Annotated in this window: 24 protein-coding genes, 3 pseudogenes and 1 other annotated feature; of the genes and pseudogenes, 7 read left to right on the top strand and 20 right to left on the bottom strand. The window is 34.7% G+C overall.

Annotation, left to right across the window (positions count from 1 at the left end; genetic code table 11):
* Positions 1-3 precede the first annotated feature (3 nt).
* The gene (locus PGC35_RS03835; protein WP_375218241.1) at positions 4-909 is read left to right on the top strand and encodes a hydroxymethylglutaryl-CoA lyase; all 906 of its coding nucleotides are present in this window, start codon (positions 4-6) and stop codon (positions 907-909) included.
* A 274-nt stretch (positions 910-1,183) separates the two neighbouring features.
* Positions 1,184-4,915, top strand: coding sequence for a DUF6359 domain-containing protein (locus PGC35_RS03840; protein WP_375218242.1), 3,732 nt, complete (start codon positions 1,184-1,186; stop codon positions 4,913-4,915).
* A 236-nt stretch (positions 4,916-5,151) separates the two neighbouring features.
* Here PGC35_RS03840 and PGC35_RS03845 read toward each other — a convergent pair whose 3' ends face one another.
* Positions 5,152-6,120 (bottom strand): DMT family transporter, encoded by a 969-nt coding sequence (locus PGC35_RS03845; RefSeq protein WP_375218243.1) that lies wholly within the window; start codon positions 6,118-6,120, stop codon positions 5,152-5,154.
* 140 nt (positions 6,121-6,260) lie between these two features.
* On the opposite strand from PGC35_RS03845, the gene PGC35_RS03850 reads away from it, so the two are divergent.
* A complete protein-coding gene (locus PGC35_RS03850; protein ID WP_375218244.1) occupies positions 6,261-7,118 on the top strand; it encodes a LysR family transcriptional regulator in 858 nt (285 codons plus the stop codon).
* A gap of 367 nt (positions 7,119-7,485) precedes the next feature.
* Here PGC35_RS03850 and PGC35_RS03855 read toward each other — a convergent pair whose 3' ends face one another.
* From PGC35_RS03855 to PGC35_RS03890, 8 genes and pseudogenes are all read right to left on the bottom strand, one after another.
* The gene (locus PGC35_RS03855) at positions 7,486-7,857 is read right to left on the bottom strand and encodes a VOC family protein (RefSeq protein ID WP_043931838.1); all 372 of its coding nucleotides are present in this window, start codon (positions 7,855-7,857) and stop codon (positions 7,486-7,488) included.
* 217 nt (positions 7,858-8,074) lie between these two features.
* Positions 8,075-8,706 (bottom strand): annotated as a pseudogene (locus PGC35_RS03860) (CatA-like O-acetyltransferase).
* Between the two features lie 231 nt (positions 8,707-8,937).
* On the bottom strand, positions 8,938-9,570 hold the full coding sequence (locus PGC35_RS03865; protein ID WP_375218245.1) for a pentapeptide repeat-containing protein: 633 nt from the start codon (positions 9,568-9,570) through the stop codon (positions 8,938-8,940).
* Positions 9,571-9,808: 238 nt separating this feature from the next.
* Positions 9,809-9,991: a ClbS/DfsB family four-helix bundle protein gene (locus PGC35_RS03870; protein ID WP_375218246.1), complete on the bottom strand. Its 183-nt coding sequence runs from the start codon at positions 9,989-9,991 to the stop codon at positions 9,809-9,811.
* Positions 9,992-10,180: 189 nt separating this feature from the next.
* Positions 10,181-10,813 (bottom strand): type 1 glutamine amidotransferase family protein, encoded by a 633-nt coding sequence (locus PGC35_RS03875; RefSeq protein WP_375218247.1) that lies wholly within the window; start codon positions 10,811-10,813, stop codon positions 10,181-10,183.
* 75 nt (positions 10,814-10,888) lie between these two features.
* The gene (locus PGC35_RS03880) at positions 10,889-11,851 is read right to left on the bottom strand and encodes a helix-turn-helix transcriptional regulator (RefSeq protein WP_375218248.1); all 963 of its coding nucleotides are present in this window, start codon (positions 11,849-11,851) and stop codon (positions 10,889-10,891) included.
* A 63-nt stretch (positions 11,852-11,914) separates the two neighbouring features.
* A pseudogene (locus tag PGC35_RS03885) lies at positions 11,915-12,465 on the bottom strand (recombinase family protein).
* Between the two features lie 7 nt (positions 12,466-12,472).
* The gene (locus PGC35_RS03890; RefSeq protein ID WP_375218249.1) at positions 12,473-13,345 is read right to left on the bottom strand and encodes a hypothetical protein; all 873 of its coding nucleotides are present in this window, start codon (positions 13,343-13,345) and stop codon (positions 12,473-12,475) included.
* A gap of 149 nt (positions 13,346-13,494) precedes the next feature.
* Between PGC35_RS03890 and PGC35_RS03895 the strand changes: the two are divergent.
* Positions 13,495-14,334 (top strand): annotated as a pseudogene (locus PGC35_RS03895) (tyrosine-type recombinase/integrase).
* 99 nt (positions 14,335-14,433) lie between these two features.
* Here the strand turns inward: PGC35_RS03895 and PGC35_RS03900 are convergent.
* Entirely contained in the window at positions 14,434-14,844 is a 411-nt protein-coding gene (locus PGC35_RS03900; protein WP_375218250.1) for an Lrp/AsnC family transcriptional regulator, read from the bottom strand.
* A gap of 131 nt (positions 14,845-14,975) precedes the next feature.
* Between PGC35_RS03900 and PGC35_RS03905 the strand changes: the two genes are divergently transcribed.
* Positions 14,976-15,737, top strand: a complete 762-nt coding sequence (locus PGC35_RS03905) for an MBL fold metallo-hydrolase (RefSeq protein ID WP_375218251.1) — start codon at positions 14,976-14,978, stop codon at positions 15,735-15,737.
* A 398-nt stretch (positions 15,738-16,135) separates the two neighbouring features.
* Here PGC35_RS03905 and PGC35_RS03910 read toward each other — a convergent pair whose 3' ends face one another.
* Complete coding sequence (locus tag PGC35_RS03910) at positions 16,136-16,294, bottom strand: hypothetical protein (protein ID WP_275788425.1); 159 nt, start codon at positions 16,292-16,294, stop codon at positions 16,136-16,138.
* Between the two features lie 605 nt (positions 16,295-16,899).
* Here PGC35_RS03910 and PGC35_RS03915 point away from each other — a divergent pair.
* Positions 16,900-18,096: an MFS transporter gene (locus tag PGC35_RS03915; protein WP_275788428.1), complete on the top strand. Its 1,197-nt coding sequence runs from the start codon at positions 16,900-16,902 to the stop codon at positions 18,094-18,096.
* 212 nt (positions 18,097-18,308) lie between these two features.
* On the opposite strand, the gene PGC35_RS03920 is transcribed toward PGC35_RS03915, so the two are convergent.
* The 9 genes from PGC35_RS03920 to PGC35_RS03960 all read right to left on the bottom strand — a co-directional run bounded on the left by PGC35_RS03920 (position 18,309) and on the right by PGC35_RS03960 (position 23,861).
* Positions 18,309-18,812, bottom strand: coding sequence for a HEAT repeat domain-containing protein (locus PGC35_RS03920; RefSeq protein WP_275788431.1), 504 nt, complete (start codon positions 18,810-18,812; stop codon positions 18,309-18,311).
* Between the two features lie 160 nt (positions 18,813-18,972).
* A complete protein-coding gene (locus tag PGC35_RS03925; protein WP_375218252.1) occupies positions 18,973-19,311 on the bottom strand; it encodes a hypothetical protein in 339 nt (112 codons plus the stop codon).
* Entirely contained in the window at positions 19,298-19,603 is a 306-nt protein-coding gene (locus tag PGC35_RS03930; protein WP_375218253.1) for a hypothetical protein, read from the bottom strand. The genes PGC35_RS03925 and PGC35_RS03930 overlap by 14 nt, the downstream gene beginning before the upstream one ends.
* A 183-nt stretch (positions 19,604-19,786) precedes the next feature.
* Positions 19,787-20,158: a VOC family protein gene (locus tag PGC35_RS03935; protein WP_375218254.1), complete on the bottom strand. Its 372-nt coding sequence runs from the start codon at positions 20,156-20,158 to the stop codon at positions 19,787-19,789.
* A gap of 251 nt (positions 20,159-20,409) precedes the next feature.
* Entirely contained in the window at positions 20,410-21,003 is a 594-nt protein-coding gene (locus PGC35_RS03940; protein WP_375218255.1) for a DUF2441 domain-containing protein, read from the bottom strand.
* Positions 21,000-21,164, bottom strand: coding sequence for a hypothetical protein (locus tag PGC35_RS03945; RefSeq protein WP_375218256.1), 165 nt, complete (start codon positions 21,162-21,164; stop codon positions 21,000-21,002). Before PGC35_RS03945 ends, PGC35_RS03940 begins: the two co-directional genes overlap by 4 nt.
* Before the next feature lie 53 nt (positions 21,165-21,217).
* A complete protein-coding gene (locus PGC35_RS03950; protein WP_375218257.1) occupies positions 21,218-21,985 on the bottom strand; it encodes a GNAT family N-acetyltransferase in 768 nt (255 codons plus the stop codon).
* Positions 21,986-22,066: 81 nt separating this feature from the next.
* Positions 22,067-22,912 (bottom strand): DUF1028 domain-containing protein, encoded by an 846-nt coding sequence (locus tag PGC35_RS03955; RefSeq protein ID WP_375218258.1) that lies wholly within the window; start codon positions 22,910-22,912, stop codon positions 22,067-22,069.
* A 103-nt stretch (positions 22,913-23,015) separates the two neighbouring features.
* On the bottom strand, positions 23,016-23,861 hold the full coding sequence (locus tag PGC35_RS03960; RefSeq protein WP_371256499.1) for an MBL fold metallo-hydrolase: 846 nt from the start codon (positions 23,859-23,861) through the stop codon (positions 23,016-23,018).
* Positions 23,862-23,990: 129 nt separating this feature from the next.
* Positions 23,991-24,211 (top strand) — a binding site (T-box leader).
* 42 nt (positions 24,212-24,253) lie between these two features.
* Between PGC35_RS03960 and argS the strand changes: the two genes are divergently transcribed.
* Complete coding sequence (gene argS / locus PGC35_RS03965; protein WP_375218259.1) at positions 24,254-25,366, top strand: arginine--tRNA ligase; 1,113 nt, start codon at positions 24,254-24,256, stop codon at positions 25,364-25,366.
* The last annotated feature ends 121 nt before the right edge of the window (positions 25,367-25,487 follow it).

A 25,487-nucleotide genomic window follows, 5' to 3' on the forward strand; every position in this document is an offset into this window, starting at 1 on the left:
TATATGATAGAACAAGGATATCCTAAAAAAGTACACATTAGAGAAGTAGGACCAAGAGATGGCCTGCAAAATGAAAGTAGCTTTATTCAAACAAAAGATAAAATTGAATGGATAAACCTTTTATCTGATACCGGACTTAAATATATAGAAGTTACTTCTTTTGTAAATCCTTCGTGGATTCCTTCTCTATCAGACGCAGAGTCTGTAGCGAAACAAATCAGCAAATCTCCAGAAGTGACTTATGCTGCCCTTGTACCGAATATGAAGGGTCTAAATAGAGCAATAGAGAACGGAATCGATGAAATCTCTGTTTTTATTTCCGCAAGTGAAACACATAACAAAAAAAATATTAATAAAACTATCTCGGAAACTGAAATTGTATTATCAGAAGTTGTAAAAGAAAGCTTGTCAAATCAGAAGACCGTTAGAGGATATATTTCAACTGTTTTCGGATGTCCCTATGAAGGGAAAGTAGAAATCGATCAAATAACAAGATTAGCAGATTCCCTCTTTGATATGGGTATAAATGAATTATCGTTAGGCGACACGATTGGTATTGCCACCCCTCTTCAAGTTAAATATGTATTAGAAACGTTTCTAAAACGCTACCCAAGTGATAGCATTGCTATGCACTTTCACAATACTCGTGGCACTGCTTTGGCAAATGTGTTGGCGTCTCTAGAAATGGGTATTTCTAAATTTGATAGTTCACTTGGAGGTTTAGGTGGTTGTCCGTATGCTCCAGGAGCTTCTGGTAACTTAGCAACGGACGACCTAAATTACATGCTTACAAATATGGGTATCCAAACAAATATAGATTCAGACAAACTTAATACAGCAGCACTCTTTATACAAAATAAGCTACAAAAGCCATTAGAAAGCCATACGATGAAATATAGTTCATCCTAACAAACATAGCAAAGATAAACTACTCAGTCATTCTATCCTGGCTGGGTAGTTTTCATTATCCCTCATTAAGCTTTAACATTATTTCCCTACTTGTATAAAACTTTCTAATCACTCCACTATAATCTATTTTTCATAGAAGTTATTAGTCTCTTAGCTACTTCTCACCTGTTTTTATTTTAATTTTAAAAATTTTACAATATCTTATTAAAACGGTAATTTTCTTTTGCTATAATCGATGGGCAATACCAAACAAATTATGAGGAGTGGATTGTAGATGTCAAAGGAAAGCTTTTGGAATAATGCTTTCAGTAAGGTAGCCCTATCTCTCTTATTAGTTCTATCATTATTTTTACCATTCATCACTGTTCCAAATGTACAAGCAGCTGAGCCTATTACTGTAACAGAGGCTATTGCGAACAACACTGGAACGGCAACGGTAAAAGGATTCCTCGTTGGTACCGCAAGTTCAGGTACTTCTTACGATCAAGAACCACCGTTTACAGTAGCGACCAACGTGGGTCTAGCTGACTCTCCTAATGAAACAGATCCGTCAAAAATTTTACCAGTTCAGTTACCAACCGGAGCGGTACGAGCTGGATTAAATTTAGTTGATAATCCTAACCTATTTAAAGGTGAAGTAACAATCACTGGCACTCTTTCAGCCTATTTCTCTGTACCAGGCTTAAGAAGTGCAACCGCATATACTATTATTTCCGAAGGTGAAAATCCCCCTCCTTCACCTGAAGCGGAAGTCATGGAAAATATCGCTGCTGCTCGTGCAGTAACGGACCCGAACAAATTAATTAAGGTAACTGGAACTGTCACAACAGGCACTGGTTTCTGGGGTGGAAAAGCGTTTTACATCCAAGATGAAACTGCAGGAATTTATGCTTTTACTTCTACATCAGATGTAAATCCTGGAGATATCGTAGAATTGGAAGGAAAAGTTAGCCCTTATAGCGGTGAGCTTCAGATTCAACCGACCAAAATTACTAAAATTTCTTCTGGAAATGAACTTCCACCAACGCAAGATATTACACCAGCTGGAGTAAACGAAGAAACTCAAGGCGAAAGAATTCAATTAAACAATGTAACTATTACTAATCTAGTAAAATCAAACGACTTTGGAACATTTGAATTTACAGCAACACATGAAAATGGAGAATCTGTCGTTATTCGTAACGACAATCGAAACGGATTAGATTATGATACATTTTTGAAGCAATATAAAGTTGGTGATTTAGTTCATGTATCTGGAATTGCCTCTAAATTCAATACAACCTTTCAAGTGAAGACACTTGGTTCAGAAAGCTTTGATCTAGTAAACAAACCGGCAGTGTACACGGATATTTTACCTGGAACGATAGCAGAAGGCACAGCCATTCAACTAATCTCACCAATAGAAGGTGCGACAATATATTACACATTAGATGGTTCTACACCAACTTCAAATAGCACAGAATACACAGCACCAATTACATTAACAAAAGATACGACTATTAAAGCAATTGCAGTAAGCGATACTACTTCTGAAGTATTCTCGTTTACTTATAACGTATTAAAATCAGACAATCTTGTAATCCGTGATATCCAAGGACAAGGTCACTTCTCCGATTACGAAGGGGCGACTGTACAAAATATCACTGGAGTTGTAACGCATCTATATAACTCAGCAAATTTTGTAATCCAAGATACGAATCCAGATAATAATAACTCAACTTCTGAGGCAATCATCGTAAATAAGGCTTCCAATGGACTTAAAGTTGGTGACCTTGTTACTGTTGCAGGAACGGTAGAAGAATGGTACTACGAAGGCTATTCAGATATGAAAGCGAACGACTTACCAATAACACGTATTCGTGCAACTACTACTACAAAATCTGGAACAGCTGAATTACCAGCTCCTTTAGTAATCGGACAAGATATTATTCCGCCAACAGAAAACATTGATAACGATGGGTTAACCAAGTTTGATCCACAAGAAGATGGAATTGACTTTTGGGAATCTGTTGAATTAATGCGTCTTGCAGTACCAAATGCAAAAGTGGTTGGACCTCAAGAATACGGTGAAGTTGTCGTAGTGGCAGGCAATTCTGCAAATACAACTTTTAATGTATTAGGCGGAATTAATATTTCTGCAAATGACTATAACCCTGAAAGAATTACAGTAGATATCGATAACGAAAAGTACGATGCAAAATCAGGAGACTACTATACTGGCAATATCGTTGGAGTAATGGGCTTTGGTTTCGGTAACTTTAAATTATGGTCTGAAGAATCATCTCTTCCACCAATTACTCGCGTCGAAAAGCCAGTTGTAGTAACAGATATCAAACCTTCAGAAGATAAGCTGACTGTAGCTTCTTATAATGTGGAGAACTTCTCAACGAATATAGAAAATACTCCAGATGATAAGGTTGCAAAAATCGCCAAATCATTTGTAGAGAACATGAAATCTCCTGACATTATTACATTAGTAGAAGTGCAAGATAATGACGGACCAACAGCATCAGGAAACACGGATGCATCCGCTAGTTATGAACGATTAATCGCAGCTATTACGGCAGCAGGTGGCCCTGCATATAAATGGACTGATATTGCTCCTGAATATAATAAGGATGGTGGACAACCTGGAGGGAATATCCGAGTTGGTTACTTATACAATCCTGAACGGGTAACACTTGCAGAAGGAACAAAAGGTGGTTCTACTGAAAAAGTAGCATGGGATGAAAATGGAAACTTAACATTAAATCCAGGTCGTGTTCTTGACTTACCACAAGAAAACACACGTAAACCGCTAGCAGCTCAATTTGATTTCCAAGGAGAAAAAGTGGTTGTTATTGGAGCACACTTAAATTCTAAAGGTGGAGACCAACCGTTATTCGGTAAAAACCAGCCGCCATTATTAGGCTCTGAAGCAGAACGTATTGAACTTGCAACGATGATAAATAACTTTATTAAAGCGGGTCAAGCAAAAGATCCTGACCTAAAAGTAATTGTTGCTGGTGATATGAATGATTTCGAATTCACACCAACACTCGCAGCTCTTAAAGGCGGAATCTTAACGAATATGGTTGAAAAAGTACCAGCTGGTGAACGTTTCTCTTATTACTACCAAGGAAACAACCAAGTATTAGACCATATTTTAGTAACAAACAACCTGGCTGATAAAACAGCTGTAGACATGATTCATATCAATGCTAATTATATGGACATTCACGGCCGTGCATCTGACCACGACCCTGTTCTTGTTCAAGTTGAATTCAACCAACCAGACACTTATACACTTTCTGCTAATCAAACAGCTTTTGAATTAGAAAAAGGTCAAACTAGTAAAGTGATTTTAACGGAAACAACTACAAAACATGATGGCTCTAAGTCTACGAAAGACGTAACGGCGGAAGCTACATATGGTGGCTTCGATCCAAAAGTGATTTCAGTTGATAAAGGCATAATCACTGCAAAATCAGCAGGAAAAACAGTTATCACAGCAACTTATGGTAGCAACAAAGTTTCAATCGAAGTTACGGTTGAAGCTCCTAAAAATGGAGAAGCGATTATTACTCCAGATGAAGTAGATACTTCAAAAGCTAAAATTACTGTCGACGGCTCAGTACTACATGACGCAGGAAATGTTTATATTCGTTTCACTGAAGGTGCAGTAAGCAAAATTGATACTGCCAATAAAGACGTAGTGATTAATCTAGTTACTGGGTCATTCACAATCACTGCTCAAAACTTTGATACCCTTGCAGATAGTGGTGTATTTACATTATACCTAAACTATCATGTACCACCTGGATTATTAAAAGAGAAGAATAAACATAAAATTAAAGACAATCTAAAACTTAAAAATATTTCTTTCCTAGACGTTAACGACAAACAAATAACAAATGGTTTTAAAGATTATTTTGTAATTGTTAGTGGAGACGGCAAAAAACAAACAGTTGAAGGTGCCTACTACGATAGCAAGTCTAAAAAATGGAAATTCAAGAAACTGAAATAATCAAAAAAAGATCTAGCCAGAAATAATCTGGTTAGATCTTTTAATTTCATTTAAGTTTAATTGGCATGCTGTATACAAATTTACTTAAACTAAATATTGAAATTTAGTAAAAGTAAAATAAATAAAAAGTCGATTTCCTAAAGAGAAAGAAATCGACTTTTTTAGTCTGAAATTTACTTGATTGTATCCATGTTTTGTCTGCAGGAACATAATTATAGAAAAAGACGCATTTTTGGTTAGGATGTACTTTCACTCAAATTTGCTTGAACACGCTGAAATGATTCTTTCTTTTGTAACATCCTTACAAAAACATTATTAAATAAAAGTGCAACGATGATTAGGACAGTACCAAGTAGATCGAACTTAGTTACATGATTCCCTTGAAAAATCGATATTAAGAGTGTTGTAACGGGAACAAAGTTAATGAACAACAGTGCATTTAATGGTGTTAATAAACTCACTCCGATGTTCCAACCAAGTAAAGCAATGACGCCAGGGAATATAATCATAAACAATAAATGCGGACTTACTTCTTTGACGCTATCTACAGATGGGATGGATATATATCCAAACAGCGTTGCTCCTACAGTAATAACAACAGCTGTGATTGTTCCAAGTAGACAACTTAACGTTGAATACCGTAAAGCAGACCAACCACTAAACTCACTACCACCGATCGTGTAAATTACCCATCCAACAACTGCAATTAATATGAGCATTGAAGGAATTAAATGATCCGTCGCACCAAGAAATGCTTTAATATCACCTTTTGTAATTACTAACGCAGCACCGATAAATGACACAAGCACACATATTAATGTGAATAGATGGGGCCTTTTTTTAAAAATTGTCCATACAATCACAATAGAAATCATCGGCATTAATGACTCCATAATTGAAGCTACCATCACTCCTGATTCACCTAATAAATCTTCTCCCCAGAAGATGAATAGATTATAGACCGTAAATGCCATTGTACCGAAAAACCATAAACGGAGGCCTTTTCCTTCAAATCGAAAAGCACTCTTTCCTTCTTTCCATAATAGCATCGCTACTAGAATTATCGTAACAAATCCATAACGAATGATTGTAAAATAGAAAGGATTAATATGTTTGAAAGCCGCATGCGCTACAGGAAACATCGCTCCCCACGAAACTGCAGCAATAAAACATAAAATAGTTCCTAACAATACACTATTTCTCAATTCCCTCTACCTCCTTCTAAGATGACATATTTCATCATCTATCTATTTGAGTATCTTGTAAAGTGAATAATAATAATGATTATTATCATTTTTATTGATATCATAGATATTAATATGAAAACATTAAAGGGTGGAAAATAGTGGAATTTAAGGACTTAGAGATATTTCAGATGGTAGCGGAAAAAGGAACCATCACAGATGCGGCAAAAGAGTTTAGTTACGTGCAATCGAATATTACAGCGAGAATTCAAAAGCTCGAAACTGAACTGAATACCCCTTTGTTTAACCGACATCGTCGTGGTATGAGTTTGACACCTGAAGGAAAAAAACTTTTAATTTATAGTAAAAAAATATTATCGTTAACAGATGAAATGAAAAAAGCCGTTCAAAGTAAAAATGAACCGTCTGGAAAATTAGAAATTGGAACAGTTGAAACCGTAATTCATTTACCAAAAATATTATCTACTTATATTAAGAAATATAAAAATGTCGATTTATCGTTATTTACTGGCGTCACAGAAACATTAGAAGAAGAAGTATTAAATCATAAGTTGGACGGAGCGTTCGTTACAGAGTCAGACTTTCATCCCGATCTTATATCGCATGAAGTGTTTCAAGAGGAGCTTGTTTTAATTTCAGATATGCGCGCCTCCACACTAGAAGAGTTGAAAGAGGAACCGTTAATATGCTTTAGTGAAGGTTGTGGATACCGAGCACGTCTGGAAGCTTGGTATAAAGACCAAAACATCACACCACAAAAAGTGATGGAATTCGGTACATTAGAAACAATCTTGCGAAGTATTGTCGTGGGACTTGGCGTTACATTCGTTCCAAAGTCAGCAGTCATTCATATGGAACAAAGTGGACTCATCCAATGTCATACACTTCCAGATCAATATAGTAAGATTAAAACCGTTTTTATAAGAAGAGCCGATAGTTACTTAACTTCAACAATCGAAAAATTTATCGAAACAATCGAAACGAATAAACAAATATAAATCGAACCACTGAGCTAATGAAAATCATGCTATCTAATAAGTCCCTAAATTTAAACAGGTGAAGAAAAACAAATTGTTTTTCTCCACCTGTTTCCGTTTTAGTAAATTATGCGCCCTTACCCCGATGCCAAACTCTGTTTAGACTAACTGCTTCACAATTTGTTTCAAATTCTCCACTCCAACATCTTTCACTAAAGCACCCATTAGTTTAAGTAGAATCCTTCACAATCTCCTTTAAAAATAGGCTTTGTTAAATAGTATTGTTGTTTTTCAGGCAAAAAATATGGGAACGTCTGATTTGGACGTTCCAGTTCTTATTCCGTTAAAGCACCCGTTAATGAAATAAGGTAATTTATTTATTATAATCTTACCAGTGTACTTGAAGTTTATTACCATTTGGGTCATAAAAGTGGAAAAAGGCATGACCATTATCTTCTTTTATATCCTCGACCTTAACTTGATTATCAATTAAGTGTTGATGAAATTTAGATAATTCTGGACTTGTAAAGCCAATGCTAAATTCTTGTTCATTATCAATTGTAAAATGTGCAAATGTTTCATCTTCGGTAGGAACTAAGATAAGTAAGAAAGGTCCTTCATTTACTTTTAAAATTGCAAGTTCCTCAGTAATGTTTAGTAACTGGAGCCCTAATACATCTCTATACCATTGTGCAGACAGTTCTAAATCTTTTACAGGAATTCTAATATAATGTACTTGTTCAATAAATGATTTACTCATAGCCTTCTCTCCTTTATTTAATCTGGTATATCAAATAGTTCCCTTTCTATATACCTTTTTCCTTCCGATTAAAATCCCTTTCTAAATTAAAACCCAGCTACTTTTATAAAAATCATATCGATTCTTCTGCTAAAGCACCCTTTAGTTGAAGTGCATAAAAATGTTCAGTACCTTATCCGTGTAAAGCATAATGTCTATTCCCTATTTCTCCTAAAAGTTAACGGTTCATTTCACGTTGCAGTATTTCAAAAAATAACGTCACATGATAGCCATCTACTGTTGCATGATGAACCTTAATATTCACTGGCATTAGCAATTGTGAACCAACCTTTTCGTACTTCCCACTGGTAATCATTGGTGTTAAATTATTTTTGATAGCTCCTGTTTGAGATGAAAAATGTTCAAAATGCATCCAAGGAATTGATGAAATATTCACCACGTTGGGTGGAACAACTCCCATTGGTGCGATGTCTTTTGTGTTTGCATAATCTTTTATAAGCTTTTTGTACTCACGGTCAACTGATTTATAATCTGTTAATCCTTCCAACCATAAACTATAAAATAACTCTGTTTCTTGATTAAAGTTCGTAAACGTTGGCACTAATTCTTGCCATTCTACTAATTGCTTATCTATGTGTGCATACCCAAATTCGGAATCTTGTTAACCGATTTAGTCAAATTAAAAATAGAGTAAGCATAAAAACTTATAGATTCGTCTTTGCATTTTTTAACTGCTCGAGTAACATCAATTTTTACTGTCATTTCAAACGTTGTGTCTGTCGCCATAAAATAATCATAATAGTTTCTTCTTGGAAAACTATCTAAATCAATGACTTGATAAGTTGTCATCTATTTCAACCTCTCATTTAATATATTCAATTATTACAATATCACTACATTTATTGTTGGTAAGACAGTATTTTAGCGCGTCTTACCTGCTAAAGCATGTATAAAACTTTGCATAAATATCATCAAAATTTAATTTTGCCCTATGATAAACAAAATATTTTAAGCCTTCATACGTCATTTTAAGGCATTAAAATTAAAGTACGAAGTTAAGGGGATTAAACGGTATCAATACTATTGAATTTTTAGTCCTAATAACGAAGCAAATTGTATCGCTTGAGACGTTGATACTATACATCCTTTTAAGTTCTCTATTGAAACAGTTAAAGAATCAAAATCGGATGAGCTTATATCAATTCCTTTTAATGGTGTCTCTTCAAAGCTCGCGCCATTAAGATTGCATGAAAGAAATTCTACTTTTTTGAGCTTACAGTCAAAAAGGTCAGCGCTTTCTAACGTAGCATCATCAAAAATCACCTTTTCAAGTTTTGAGTTACCGAACATAACCATATTAAGAATTGATTCCGCAAATCTTGTATTACCGATATAAGACTCTGTAAGGCTGCTGCCTAGCAACTTACAATTAAGAAACTCAACTCGATTCATGGAGGCATTACCCAAATTAGCATTGGATAAATCACAATTCTCAAAGCGCACATCGGTAAGATCAATTCGGCTAAAATCCGTATTTGTGAAGTTACAATTCCTAATCACTGTTTTATATAGTCGCAGCCGATCAAGTGCTTCGTCGGTAAATTCTGAATCGGTAACCATACACATTTCAAATTCAGGAACTTCTTCGTAAAAAATATCTGTTAATCTTCTCTCCGTTAGATTTTCAGGGATCTTGGGTGTGTCAATCTTCACTATAACTACCTACTTTCAAACGAATTTAATTCATTTATAAGGTCTCTAGATACAAATATAAAGGAACGCATGTTCTTTTCAAGACTTGACTTTTATGCATTTTCTGATACAAAGGATTCATTGTTAAATTTATAAATAATTTACTCACTAACCTGCTGCTTTAGTTTAATAAGAAAAAGCTACCCTTATAGGCAGTCACGTGTTGAACTAAAGCACCCTTTAGTTTAAGTACATTATTTCACAAACTTGTCTTTTTTTCTTCTATAATAGAATTTGCAATAACTTCACATTTTTTTATAGCCCAAATATAATGGTTGGAAGTGTTTGCTGCAAAATAGCTGTATAAATTACTTGTTTTTGTCCACTTATAGTATTTTTTTGTCATGATTTCTTCATTGGTATGTAATTTAATCAGGTCCATTACTCTTTCATGGCTTAACTTCAGTTTTTTTCTAGCTTAGTTCAATGTGACGTGTTGATAGTTTTCCCAAATTTGCTAATTAAGGGGTAGCGTCAGGAAAATGCGGATTTACAACGATAAGGAAATTCCAAATTAAAAAGCCCAGCTTCTCTGCAAATCAAAATAGAGAAATTGAGCTTTTCAGTTACTTCATTTATTTATTGAATTCATTAACTGGAAGAAGTATTCAGGTTTATGAGTCTTATTTAGGTTATACCATGAATGTAATGTATCTGGAGTAAATACATCTATTTTTTTGAGTACTTCCATTGCAAATTCCAGAGGAGCTACTCCTGATGCAGTAACTAAATTCGCATCAGATACCGCAGGTCCCAACTCATAAAACCTTTCTCCTTTATAATTAGGACATACCATATTAATATACTCTAAGTTATTACTTGTATGCTTTCTAGAATCTAGGTATCCCATATTCGCGAGGGCCTCAGTTGCACCACAAATTGCAGCAACAATAGTGCCAAGCTTTAAAGCTTGGCCAATTCTTTCCAAGATAGGTTGATGAATATCTTCTCTCCAAGTAGTCCCTCCTGGTAAAATTAAAAGATCTTTACTCTCAAGAGTACATTCATCAATGGAAATATCTGGTTTTATGCTCAGTCCTCCCATGGTAGTAATAATTCCTTTATTAGCTCCCACTGTAATTACTTTTAAAGGTGCTAAATCCTTTTTGAAATATCTTCCTGAGTTTAATTCAGCAATTAAATATCCATATTCCCAGTCTGACATTGTATTAAATACATAAAGATAAACTTTTTTTGTTTGCATACAATAACACTCCAATCACAATTGATATAGCCTATTATAAAATAACTTCCCTGACAGCTAACGTCAGGGAAGTTATCACACTTGATAAAATTTTATTAGTTCCGACAGAACTTCAACAAGTCTTTTCTTAAGACTTATTGGCTCAATAACTTGAATAGATTTACCGTACGGTAAAAGTAAATAAGGTACATATGTATGTATTATATCTTTTTCAAGAAGAAATACCGCTTGATTTGAAGTCCGTTCTTGTAAATAATGTCCTAAAAACCAATGTTGGCAAATATCATCCAACGCCCTTGTATTTCCATTAATAACTAAAGAAATAATCCCTTCCTTATCTTCTATAGTTGGAAGGAGGTTTTTCATAAAAAAGTCACGTGCTGAAAAGTTTTCTGGCCGGTTAAACTTATTTTCGATTATCATTAGACTTTCAATTCGATCTACTCTAAAACTTCGAATATCATTCCTAAGATGACAAAACCCAATCACATACCACTTATTATTCCAATAAATAATTCTGTACGGATCAACCAATCTATACTTTGATTTCTCTTCGCCACCTTTATAGTATTGAATTTTTACAGTGTATCCGTCAGCTACGGCCTTCTCCAACTCCCTCAAGAAAGGTTCCCTGGAAAGGGAACTTAATCGACTTATTACTTCAAGATTGGTTAAATGTTGGTTTATCTTTGTTTCCTGCTCTTGATTTGAATATTTGCTTAGCTTTGAAATAGCCCTATTTAGTGCTTCACCTCCATAATATCCGGCTTCTTCTGCAAAAACGGCAGCGTGAAATAGTGAAGTTTGCTCCTCAAAATCAAAAAAAAGAGGAGCCTCAATAAAATTGTTCAATAAAGTGTATCCACCGTTATGTCCTGGTTCTGAAATTATAGGTACGCCACTTGTTGAAATTGTATCAATATAACGATACACAGTCCTTATATTCATCTCTAACTTTTCTGAAATTTGTTTTGCAGTAATTTTTTCACCTGAACGAAGCATCCATAGAATTGCTAACATATTGTCAATTTTAGGCATAAAATTTCACCTCTATATGAAATTTATTTTCTATTATATATTTCCGATTTTTGGTATAACTCATCAACTGTTTCTTTCCGATAGCTTTCTATATAATGAGGCCCTAGACACATTTGTAATTTCACAAATTTGATTTACAGTCATATCTCCCTCTTTATAAAGCTTTACTGCATAATTCATACCTGCATTTATTTTTATGGTACTTCTTTAACCGACCTTTAAACTTTCCTTCTTTCTTAGCCAGTTTAATTCCTTCACGCTGCCGCATACGGATAAGATTACGTTCTAATTGGTTTACACCCGCCATAACCGTAATTAAGAATTGGCTGTAGGGATTATCTTCTGATAAATCTAGCCATGTATCTTTTAAGGATTTTAAATTTGCCTTTTTTACTCCGTATGTTATCGATTAATTCAAATAAATCTTGTGTACTACGAGTAATCCGAGTTAAGTCCGTAACATAAATGATGTCACCTTCTTGTATATCCTCTAACATTTTTTGAAGTTGCTCACGATCTTTTGTTGCTCCGGAAACTTTTTCTTCAAAAATAATATCCATTCCGATTTCGTTTACACCTTCTCGAAATAAAGCCCTCCTTAGTTGAAGAAGTATGCCGTCATTAGAAAGCGGGAAGGTACTTTCTCCATTCTTTCCACGCTTCCAAATAATCATTTAGATCGTGCGGATGAACTTTAATACAAACTCCAATTCGTGTATATAACTGAAAAAGAACTTCATTTAAAAGCTGTTCACTAGTAAAGGAAGAATTATTATTCCACAGGGAAAATGCTGACAAAAGCGTTTTTAAATCTAAACTATCAGGAGAAGAACAGAAAGCATATGTAAAATCATAAACTTTTGGACCGATTAATGGAGATGGGTCAATAACTCCTTTTAATTGTTTTTCCATATATACAAAATTATGAACACCAGTATCTCCATGTAGATAATACTTCTCGTGTTGAAAATGATAAGTATTCAATTTATCTACCAAAAACTCCACTCTATTATGGTCCTCACTTGTCAAAAGGTCTCCTATGTTATTTTGGGCAGACTCCAAACTACTTTGATTAAAGTCTGACCATGAGTTTCTATGTATGCCATTAACTCTTCCCCATGGAATGTCACTGTCAACCTTTTTGTATTTATTGAATAGGTCATTTATTAAAATGGTCATCCATTCTATCTTAGATCCCCTATTATAGTGTGTCTCTCCTGCAATATAAGAGTAGGCAATAAATTCTTTTTTATCGTCTGTGTAAAGAACATCAGGCATCAATTTCACATCATTATATGTCAAAAGAAAATCCTGAGTTGAATTTATTATCTTAGGGTTATCAATTTTTATCACATAGGTGGGCATTTTTTTCGCAGAGAGAGTATATAGAACACCATCGGTCGTACCACTTCTTAACTGCTTTAATTCCAGACCATCATTTATTATCAAACCTTTATTAATAAGAATATCAAGGATATCATTTATTTTTTTCATCCATTTATCGCGCTCCTTATGAGTTAATTATGCGTATAATAACGTCTTATTCAAACTAACCTTCATCGTCAGTAAAAAAACTCTTTATGTCTATTATTCTATTAAGTTGGCAATAATCCTTTTAATATTACATTTTAGGGGGAATGGAATTGTTACTGTCAAATGCATGGGCTTCGTTTGAAGCTGATAAGCGAATAGAGGGCTTTTCGCCACAAACGTTGAGGGCCAACCAGTTACAGTCTTTACTACTAATTGGTTATTTTAAGGATATAGAGATGGAATTACTGGATACAAGTGGACTAAAAGAGTATCTTGCTATATCTGGTAAGCATTTAAAACCAGCTAGTCTTGCACATCGCATCCGCTTTATGAAATCATTTTTTCGTTGGTCCCATGAAGAAGGCTACCTGAGTAAGAATCCAACTTCCAAAATTAAAGAACCCAAAGTAGGTAAGCGAATCCCAAAGTATTTAACCGAACGAGAGATTGAACATCTTCGTGAATCCTGTCATTCCCCAATGGAAAAAGCAATTTTTGAATTCATGTTTTCTACCGGTTGTCGAATTGGAGAAATAGTTGCGTTAGAAAAGAACCATATTAATTGATCCAATCAATCTGCGATCGTGAGAGGAAAAGGCGATAAGGAAAGGGAGGTTTATTTTAATACACGTTTTGACATATGGCTAAAACGCTATATGGAAAGCCGTAATGACCATAACTCAGCCATCTTTGTGACAGCAATACAGCCACATAAAATGAGTGTCGCCCAAATGAGATACATCATCAAGCGGATATCTAATCGAGCTGAAATTAATAAAGAAATTCATCCACACCAACTTAGACACAGTTACGCAACTCATTTAATGAATAATGGAGCTCCGATTGAAGTTATACAAAGTCTTATGGGGCATGAGAAGAGTGAAACCACCAAGATCTATGCTCAGTTGAGTGGAAGGTTAAGGAAAGAGTATTATCAGAAATACTTTTAAATATAAAAGAGCAAAGTCTATATAGACGTTGCTCTTTTTTACTAAAGCACCCGTTAGTTTAAGTACATTTATTCATAAACTCTCATTTGAATTAATCCACTATTTATCAATAACAATAGATAATTTGTAGTTTGCATGCTCATTTAAGGCTGTCAAAAAATCATTTAATATTTCATTAGAAGGGAATTTGCATTCGAGAAGGTAACAACCTTCACCACTAATTTTATAGTTATTTATTATGTGTTTTTCTTGGTTTTTTATAAAGGACAAATAAGGCTGATGATAAGTACTTTGTGTAATGATTGTAATATAAGCATGTATAAAACACCCCAATTTAACTCGATTGACTTTAATTGAGTAACCCTCAATCACTCCTTGATCTTCTAATTTCGCCACTCTTGCTGAAACAGCAGGTCCAGTCAAGTGGACTTTCTCGCCTAATTCTTTCATCGTGAGCCGACTGTTCATGGATAACTCATTTAATATCCGCATGTCCGTATTATCTAGCATTCATTTAACTCCTTTCATTAATAAAGTCAAATGAATAAAAGACTTTATTTTATCTATGTATCCGCCTATGAGTCATAGTATAGACTATACATTGTACCAAGAAAATTTAAAAGATAAGGGAGTTAATAAATATGAATATACAACTAATTCGTAATGCAACAATTATCATTGAATATGCAGGTAAAAAGTTTCTAATTGATCCTATGTTGGCGGAAAAAGGAACTTATCCCCCCTTTCCAAACTCACCAAGACAAGATCAAAGCAATCCTTTAATGGACTTACCAACATCCATTGACAAGATTATATCCGATATTGATGCTGTAATTGTCACTCATTTGCATTTAGACCATTGGGATGAGGCTGCAAAAAAGGCATTGCCAAAAAACATCAAACTATTTACCCAAAATGAAGAAGATGCAAGAGAAATTCGAAACGCTGGTTTCGAAAATGTAGAGGTTTTACGTGAGGATACGGTATTTGAAGGTATACAATTAATTAAAACAAAAGGCGAGCATGGAAGAGGCGAAATTTTAAAACTTGCTGGTCTAGTATGTGGAATTGTCCTCAAACATCCCAAAGAGAAAACACTATATGTTGCTGGGGACACAGTATGGTACGATGCAGTTCAGGAAGTAATTGACTCACAGAAACCAGAAATAGTCGTGGTAAACGCTGGAGATAATCAATTCCTTCAAGGCGGTTCTCTTGTGATGGGGAAAGATGATGTCTATGAGGTTGTTAAGGCTGTTCCAAACGCAAAAATTATTGCTGTCCATATGGAAGCTGTAAATCATTGGACACTATCTAGAGAAGAATTAAGATACTTCATTAAAGAAAAAGGAATCTCGTCCAATGTATTGGTACCGAATGACGGTGAATCCTATACATTTTAGAGGTATCATTAAGACCGAAAAGTAACTACTGGCAACTTTTTAATCTTATATCATAGTCTTAAAACATATTAAAGCCCTGGAATTAAATACCGGGCTTTACTTATTGAATCTGCTCTCTTTATTTCGCTGATCGGGCAAATAACAGCACTAACAAGGCACCAATAAATGCTACTATACCTAACTAGAAAAATGCCTGTTGAAAACCATCTATTACTGCATATCTATGTAATTCTTCATTTTTCTGTAAAAACCTTCTTCAACTAACCTGCTGCGTTAATTTAAGTGTAACATTTCACAAACAATCGTCAAAAACCACTTGATAATCTAAAGATAAAAATAGACCATCAAAATGATGGTCTTGTTTAACTAAAGCATCCGTTAGTTGAAGAACAGAACTATTATTCCCCCGGAATAATCCCTATCACTTCTAATGTGTTCGGGTCAACAAATACAAGTGGTGCAGCAAGTGCATCTACTTTCGTAACTACAAATATTTCTTTCCCTATATATGATTCATCTAAATTTTTATATGTTTCATCAGCCGTAATTTTTTTCACAGATGCGTTTTCCCATTCATTTACCGAGTTAAGTTGATTCGAATTCTTTTGTTTGAAATATTCTACTACCACATTTCTGACCTTGGTATCTATATCATTTTTTTCAATTCGTTACCTTCTACTTCATTTTTTGTACAAGCCGTGACAAAGAGTGAAATAAAGATTAGCATAAAAAACCAGACATGTTTCGCTTTCAAAAACACAACCCCCTTTTCAATAAGTCGTTTTGACAGTAGTTTTGTTACTCCACTGTTCAACTAAACTGCTGCGTTAGTTCAATAAGAAAAAGCTACCCTTACAGGCAGCCACATGCTTAACTAAAGCACCCGTTAGTTCCAAAAGTTTTTTTTGAAAGGTAACTTTGGTTATATCTTTTTTGAATATCCGTATTAGTATGGATGACTACAAATTGACTTAATTCACTCCCTAAATAATTCTTGACAATATTCAGAATAATTATTACTCTGAGTTGATTAATAGTAAAGGAGAGATACATATGCAAAGAAAAACACTGATTTCTTCATTCAAATTGGAGGGCATGTTGGTTTAATAATATGATCTCCGATTTGATTCAGACCAGAATCAACTAAATCGGAGGAATTATAGTGAGCATTCAAAGTTTTTATTACACAATCACAAGTTCTAGATCATTTTTTATTCAAATGGTATTCACATTAAATGCTATTTATTATGTAACGCAAGCAGATTTAAATGCATTACAACTGGTTCTAATCGGCACAATCATGGAAGTTTCCGTTCTATTGTTTGAAATGCCAACAGGCTTGTATGCAGATCACTATGGACGAAAACATTCTCTCGCACTGGGCACAGTTATTATTGGGTTGGCACATGTACTTGAAGGGAGTACGCCAGAATTTTGGGCGATTGCTTTAGCTTCTGCGATGTGGGGAATAGGCTGGACCTTCATAAGTGGGGCTGAACAAGCATGGATTGCGGATGAGTTAGAAGGCGAAAACTTAGACACCACGTTCCTTCGTGGTTCACAATTTTCATCTTTTGCACGTTTTGCAGGAATTGTGGCCAGTGTGGCGATTGCGACCTTTTGGTCGGTGCAAACGGCGATTATATTTGCAGGTGTCATGCTGATTGCCCTTGCAGTCTGGGCATTCATTAAGCTACCCGAAACCAAATTTGTCAAAGTAACACGTGAAAAAGGTGTCTCGGGTGTCACTCATATGGTTACCACCATTAAGGTTGGCCTATCACAGATTCGCGGGAATACTGTGCTAATTAGTATAGCAATGGTTACGTTATTATGGGGGCTTGCCAGCGAAGGATTCGACCGTTTATATGGTGCCCATTTCATTACTGACTATAATTTGTCAGAAAATGAGTCCATCTATTGGTTCGGTGCTTTTTATGCGGTTGCATTTTTACTTAATATTGTCGTACTACGTTTTGTTGAGAAAAATGCGAAAGGTCGTTACGCAGATGCGCTATTACTGACAAATGCAGTGTTGACAGGAACGATGCTTATTTTCGCATGGACCGGTCATTTCTGGGTAGCTGTGGTGATGTACTGGGTGACAAGTGCACTGAGAAACGTAAACTACCCGTTAATGAGCATCATTACAAATGAACAAATTGAATCAAAAGGTCGAGCAACCACACTTTCCATGTTCGGGCAACTTGATGCTTTTGGCCAAATTGTTGGGGGTCCATTAGTAGGGTTGTTAGCATTATATACAACAATTGCAGGAGGCATCTCGGCATCTGCATTCCTGATTTTACCCGTTCTTTATTTCTTGTGGCGAATGAAGCGAAAAATGGTTCTTTCATAATTTTTCAGTACTTGGTGCGACTGAGCATCAAGTACTTTTTTTATTTGATACCAGAGGTAAGCGATAAGATCTACACTGTTAGTGAAAGTAAAACAAAATATGAGAGAGTAGAGCGTCTTCTTTATCAACTAACCTGCCCCGTTAGTTGAAGAAAAAGAAGACGCCAAAGCATTTCAACATTCTTCATGTAAAGCCCAAATAAAGAACAAGACTTAATTATTTTTCTTAAAAGCAAACATCGTTTCTAAAGTATCTGATAATATATCCTTTCGTCGTTCTATTTCATTTAACTCTTCTTTTACCTCAATAATACAGTTCAATAAAACTTCATCTGATATTTCACCTTTAATTGATTCTATCAATTTATATGCTTGTGCTTGTACTTCAAAGTTTCCATTTATCAAATGGTAAATTAGTGTTTCTAAATGTGCTGAACAATTGAATGGTTCTAGTGCGTATAATAGTGTTCCTCTAAAACCTAAAGTTTTTGGGTCATTAATAACATCTATTAACGGTTGTACCACTTCTTCGTCCCCAATATCACTTAACGTTAATGCAATGGAGTTTCTAAATAAAGCATTTTCTGTACTTTGTAAGTATTCAATAAGTAGAGGAATTGCTTGAATGTCCTTACTTCTGCTAATTTCCTCTAAAATGATTTCTGCATCATCAAACTTTTCATTTTCTATTGCCAACCTTAATGAATTATTGTCCATAATAATTATCCAAACTCCTTGTCATTTACCGTAATTAAACTTAGATTAAAATACTGTTCTTCTTCAACTAAACTCCCCCGTTAGTTCAAAAAGAAAAAAGAGTTGCCTAAGTAACCATGTGTTCTTCAACAAAAGAACCCATTAGTTGAATATGGACTACTTATTTTTTTGTTTCTAATTCATTTATTAACTTGCAAAGATAGCCAACGATATATTCTCTTTGAGTCGTTTCTTCAATGTCATTATTTTCTACAAGGTCATTAATTCCTTTATTAATAATGTCCCATAAATTTGTTCCTTCAAATATTTCATATGGATGTGTCATATAACTATAACCTCCTTGTTTATCTACTGATAGTATTTCGTTAATAGATACGTCTTCTTCAACTAATCTGTACGTTAATTCAAAAAGAAAAAAGAGTTGCCTATGCAACCCATAATCTTCAACTAAAGCACCCGTGTGTTCAACGAGAACAAGATATCGTTTAGTCTCCAGCAATATGTACCCTGCCTATTTCCGAACTGGACAATTGTATTATAAATTCTTCAAATTCGTTAAGTTTATTTATCGAAATATATACTTTGTAATTATTAAGGTCTGTTATTAGGTTGGAAAGTCTCTCTCCTGAAAATGTTTCATTAGTAAGATAAAAATCGCTTAGTCTTCTAAGTTCCAAATAGCTACGCCACAGTTTCTTAGAATTAAATATTTTATTATGTAGACTTTCACTCATCTCGTATATTCCAATCTCTCCACCTTCTTGATTATATAAGACCACATCAAATCCCAAATGCAGTACCCTCCTTAAACAACTATTACTTAACTTTACCATATAGATTCCTTCTTCAGCTAACCAGCTTCGTTAGTTGAAAAAGAAAAAAGAGCTGCATTGCAACTCAATGAACTCTTCAACTAAAACACACGTTTGTTCTATAAAAAAAAGCGATTCTTATAAAGAATCGCTCCCTTCATTTCATCTGTGTTGATCTAAAAGAATGGTATTTCCATCAGGATCTTCAATTGTGAAATGTGCTGGCCCTTTGCTTGTTTCATCTACTTCAGACAGTAGTTTAATACCATTTTCTTTAAGCTGATTTTGGATGTCTCGAATGTCCGTAAACGAAGTAAGATTTTCGGCATTTTCATTCCATCCTGGATTAAAAGTCAGCATGTTCTTTTCAAACATTCCTTGGAATAGACCAATTACGCAACTGTCATTTTTCATAATGAGCCATTTTTGGGTAATATCCCCTCCGAATGCTTGAAATCCTAGGTTTTCATAAAATGATTTTGATTTGTTAATGTCCTTTACACTTAAACTTACAGAGAATGCGCCTAGTTTCATAATTCCTCCAATAAAAAATTAATAATTTAGAAAATTTGTTGCATAAATTAAGTATACACTATTACATTGAAAAACACCTTTCGGTTTGTCCAAATTTTATAGTACAACCAAAGCTTTGTTATTGAATTAACCTGCCCATTTAGTTCAATTAAGTCAATAAAAAAGAGTTAATCCCTTCATTGATCAACACCTATGTTAGTTGAACAAACCCCATATTAAACGTATCCCTATTCTCACTGCTTTCATAGAATTTAAAATGAGAAATCATCAATTATTTCTACCACTTCAATTTTTCCGTTTATCAAAAGCTCAGGAAGCTCATTGTTTATATTACCCTTCCAATATTCTCTAGCTTGTTCAATTTTTATAGAAAAAGGAACCCCGTCTTCCTTTGGTAAAAGGTTTCCATCACCCTCAAAATAATTCCCAATAACTCGAAGTTTAACAATCTGCAATACTTTACGATTGTAAGAATCAAATAATTCTTTCCATTTTAAAGCGTCTTCATAGCTTTTAGCAGCGTATAAGCAAGACAATCTTGAAGGATATTCATGATATTCTTGCAGTCTAACCATTTCTACTATCACTTCTCTAACTGCTCTGATTGTTTGACCTACATACTTAATAGCCACTTCTGCATTCTCTTTACTAATGTTCAATCCTTCATTTGAATAATTACCGTATAAAATCTGTATAAAGTCTTCACCTTTAGAGTTCAATTGTTCCCTCTCAAAAAAGAAGCTATATAAGGTATTTTTTTGGTTCTTGTCAAAGTTAATTATCTGCCCCAGACTCATTTTATTCCTAGTAACGATATGATAAACATTAAATTCGTTATCTTTCATGGCCTGACTCCTTTGAGAATTGTTTCGTTGTCAGCATCCGGTTTAATGATAGTGCCATTCCAATCGTCCATCGATATTCCTAAAGTTTCTTTATACCATTTTTTCAATGAATCAACATCATTTGATCTCAAAAAGATTCCACCAAAACCTTTTATTTTCATAGTTATGACCTCCAATATTATCAGTTCTAATTTTTACTCTTTAATATTCTAGATTAAAGGTTATACTGAATAGACTTTAACCGTTTCATGACAGAGTGAACGGTGAGTCTATGAAATGAAACTAATTTTTTCTTATAGACGACTCCATAGATACCATAAGGCGTTGGCGAAAGCCTCAACAACTCTTCTCTGTTTTTTATATCAATAATTTTGGCATTTATACCTAATTTGTTTGCTCCATTGAGCACATTATCGGTTGAAATATCTACGAATGGGCACTGCTGTGTACGGAGAATTGTTAAATCTATAAAAGGTTCAAGCCGCTCGTCCCAATCCTTTGGAAAATATGGGTTAGGTGAGGTTCCAAATTTATTTATAAGTAATTCAAAACCATGAGGAGCATGATCTACTTCAAAAAAATCATTTTTAACAAAAACGTCCTTACTTGGTGTCCAAGAAGTGTCTGGATTTGTAATCACAATAACTCCATCTTTACTCTGTTCCTTTGCATCTTGAATGCATTTATTAATTAATAATGAGGCATACCCTTTTCCCGTGATATTAACCCATAAACAATGAATGACTAAATAATTCTCGCCATAGACTACTTTTGAAGATTTTTCAATAGGTGCATATTCAATAAAGCCTGCTGGTTTGTTATTCTCTATAATTTTTATATACTTTAAACCTTCACTGAAACTGCCTTTAAGCCATTCATTTTTATTTATGTAACCTGTTGAATTTGGCTTACTACGAAGACAATAACATCCCTGATTATCTAAATTCTTTTCGTCTAACTCAACTATTTCAATTGTTTCCATCTATTTCTCCCCACTTAAGATATTCTGTCCCGATAATTTATTAAAAAAGGAGGAACCCTATTTTTCTATGATTCTCCTCATTTATTTAATCCGCATATAATCCAAGACTTTTTGATCTATAAATCCCCTTTGTTGAACTCGCTCATCAAAGTTTTCCATGAGGTGGTAAGATTGCACTGCATCTAATAAATCCTCACGTTCTTCAAGATCTCGATCCAAATGGCCATTTTCATAGAGTAAATTTTGAATCTCTTCTTGTAGTTCACCTTCTATTTTTAAAACATCTTCAGGCAGAGTAGCTTCAAAATAGAGCCGATGTAATTTTAATAAACGCGCTAACTCTTTAACAGGCTCTTCATGATCATCTACTCGAAGGTCAATATAGCGATCATTAAATCCTCCATAGCTGCCATTTTCTTTTACAACTAACAAAGCTGCAGATTGTTTTCCACGGCTGTCACCACCTGCAAGATCTCCCGCATACAAAGCAGCTAATAAGCGTTCAGCTAAGGAATAGCCCTCTGCTTGCTCAAAAGAATTTTGCATTGCTTCTACAGTGTGATGGTCCACTAAAATATTTCCTTGTATAGCAAAATTTTTTCCAGCATAACCACCTGCCCAATCATAACAATCCTCGCCTGTAAAGGTAATACTTTTTCCCTGTGCATCTACTATTCCTACCTGCCTAAGTGCAGACCTATCATCATTTTCAACAAGTTTCTTTAAAACTTCCTTAGGTTCCAGTCCTTTTTCAAGCAACTCAAGTCCATATTTACCATAATCTAAATTTGCCCAGGATTGGGTTGCGATAGCGCCTACACCGGATTTTGCAAAAGGAACGACTGCTCCTACGCTTAAAAATTTGGACGCTACTGCCACACCTAACTCTTTCGTTTGCGGATCATAGCCAATAATTGAAAATGTCATTTATTGTACCCCTCTCATTTTCCACACCCTTGTATACTTCTATTTTAACTTTATATTCTGTCAATTAAAAGAACCCACCCTTTTTTAAGAGGTGGGTTTAAAGCTAATTTTTTATTTCATCAACATATTTTCCATAACTAGGCATCGCGATCTGTTCAAAATCTTTTACTAATAGATGTAGGTTACTAGCTAATAAATCACCAGTCATTGGTAAGCCATGCCCTGTAACAGCTACTTTGGGTTTTAATTCGGCTAACCTTTCTACTGATTCCCTTGCTGCCACCCAATCTGTTGTAAAATATCTTGGAGGGCCACTAATTTCCTGCTCCTGAGTGATTACTTTATATAAATATTCTTGTTTTACAGTAACAAATGCATCTCCAACTATTAAAACTTTATCTTCATCCCTAAACAGGGATACATGACCTGGCGTATGTCCAGGAGTATGAATCCATTTAAAACCTGGCATATGAGGAACTGTTCCATCTGATGGCAATTCCTTCACAAGATTTCCTAAATTAATTGGATCCTTTGGAAACATAGCAGACATTTTGGCTACCATACCGCCTTCTACTGTAGGATCTGGATTTTGATAACTTTCCCTGCCTGTTAAAAAAGGCAGTTCCAAACTATGTGCATAAACTGGTATATCCCATTTCTCCACTAACTCAATAATTGCACCTACATGATCAAAGTGTCCGTGAGTTAAAATAATGGCATTAGGTTTTTTATTTTCACCAAACCGTTCCTCTATAATGGAGATAATCTCCTTTGATGAATGTGGCATACCAGCATCCACTAGAACAAAATCATTAGACTGAGGGTGTCCAACTAAACAAATATTGACAATTTGAATCGTATGGCAAAAAATATCTGGGAGCACCTCAAATCCTACACCACTTCCAACTGATGTTGCAGGTATAAATTTATAATCATCACCATATGAAATAGTATGATCCACAATATCCCTCTTTTCATTTTCCTTACATTTAGTTTCTCACTGCTGTATATATTTATACCACCCTATTTACTTCACTAAACAAGTTGACATCTTCTCTCTTATTTGGTAAATTCATTTTTAATATCTGAGATAAAGAGAGTAACAACATCGGAATACCAAGCGAGCTAGGGATGGTGTTAGCCTAGTTATGATGAGTTGTGAACCGCACTTTGGAGATGCTTAAAATGAAAAACGCAAGCGCCCTTTTTCTTTTAAGCCGGAGACTCACCGTTAAGAGAAAGTGGCCTATTAAAGGCAAATTGAGTGGTACCGCGGAAGTTCAAGCTTTCGTCTCATTTTTATGATGAGACGAGGGCTTTTTTTATTTAGGAGGAGTTTAGATGAAACAGCTAGTTGTAGACATTCTTCAAAATTTCACATCCGAAATAATCGAGGAGAATATGATTGAGGTGCCTGCGTATGCACATTTAGGTGACTATGCCCTACCTTGTTTTTCATTTGCCAAAAAACAAAGGAAGTCGCCTCATGTAATAGCAGAAGAATTAGCAACACGTTTGAAGGACGAAAATATTGAAAATGCAAAAGCAGTAAACGGTTACGTAAATATATTCATGAAACGTGTACCATTTACAAATTCCGTTTTGAGTTCCATTCACAAAGAAGGTGTACAATATGGTTCTTCTTATCATGGAGCTGGAGATATAGTTACAATTGATATGTCCTCTCCAAATATTGCAAAACCATTTTCCATGGGACATTTACGTTCAACAGTTATAGGAAATTCAATTGCCTTATTACTAGAAAAAAGTGGTTACAAACCAATTAAGATCAACCACCTAGGTGATTGGGGCACACAGTTCGGAAAATTACTCGTAGCTTATCATTTGTGGGGAGACAAAAAGAAGGTGGAAAAAGCCCCTATTCAAACTTTACTAGAACTGTACATTCGTTTTCATAAAGAAGCGGAAATAGACGAAACCCTTAATGATAAAGGAAGAGCAGCTTTTAAATCATTAGAGGACGGCGAGCCATCTGCATTGGCTCTATGGGAATGGTTTCGAACAGAATCATTAAAGGAATTTCAAAAGATTTATGATCTACTTGGGGTTACTTTTGATTCCTATCAAGGGGAAGCTTTTTACAATGACAAAATGGATCCAATAGTGGATGAATTACAACAAAAAAAGCTATTAATAGAGTCTGATGGGGCACTTGTAGTAGATGTTGGAGAAAATGTACCACCATGTTTAATAAAAAAGTCTGATGGTGCAACTTTGTATGCGACAAGAGACATAACAGCTGCCATTCATCGAAAAAAGAATTATCATTTCACAAAGTCTTTGTATATTGTTGGAAACGAACAAAGCCTACACTTTTCGCAGTTAAAAATTGTGTTAAACAAAATGGGATTGGAGTGGTCCGAAGCAATTCAACATATTTCTTTTGGATTGATTTTGAAAAACGGAAAAAAATTATCAACACGAAAACACTAGTGTTGCATTAATTTAAATTCACTATTAAAAATACTCAAAATGTTCAATATTATTATTTTGTGCAAAGAAAAAGTCCTTTATAATGGATTAGTCAGGTGGTAACCCGTCCAAATCCACTAAA

Source organism: Psychrobacillus sp. PGGUH221 (genome assembly GCF_042055255.1).
Lineage (GTDB): Bacteria > Bacillota > Bacilli > Bacillales_A > Planococcaceae > Psychrobacillus.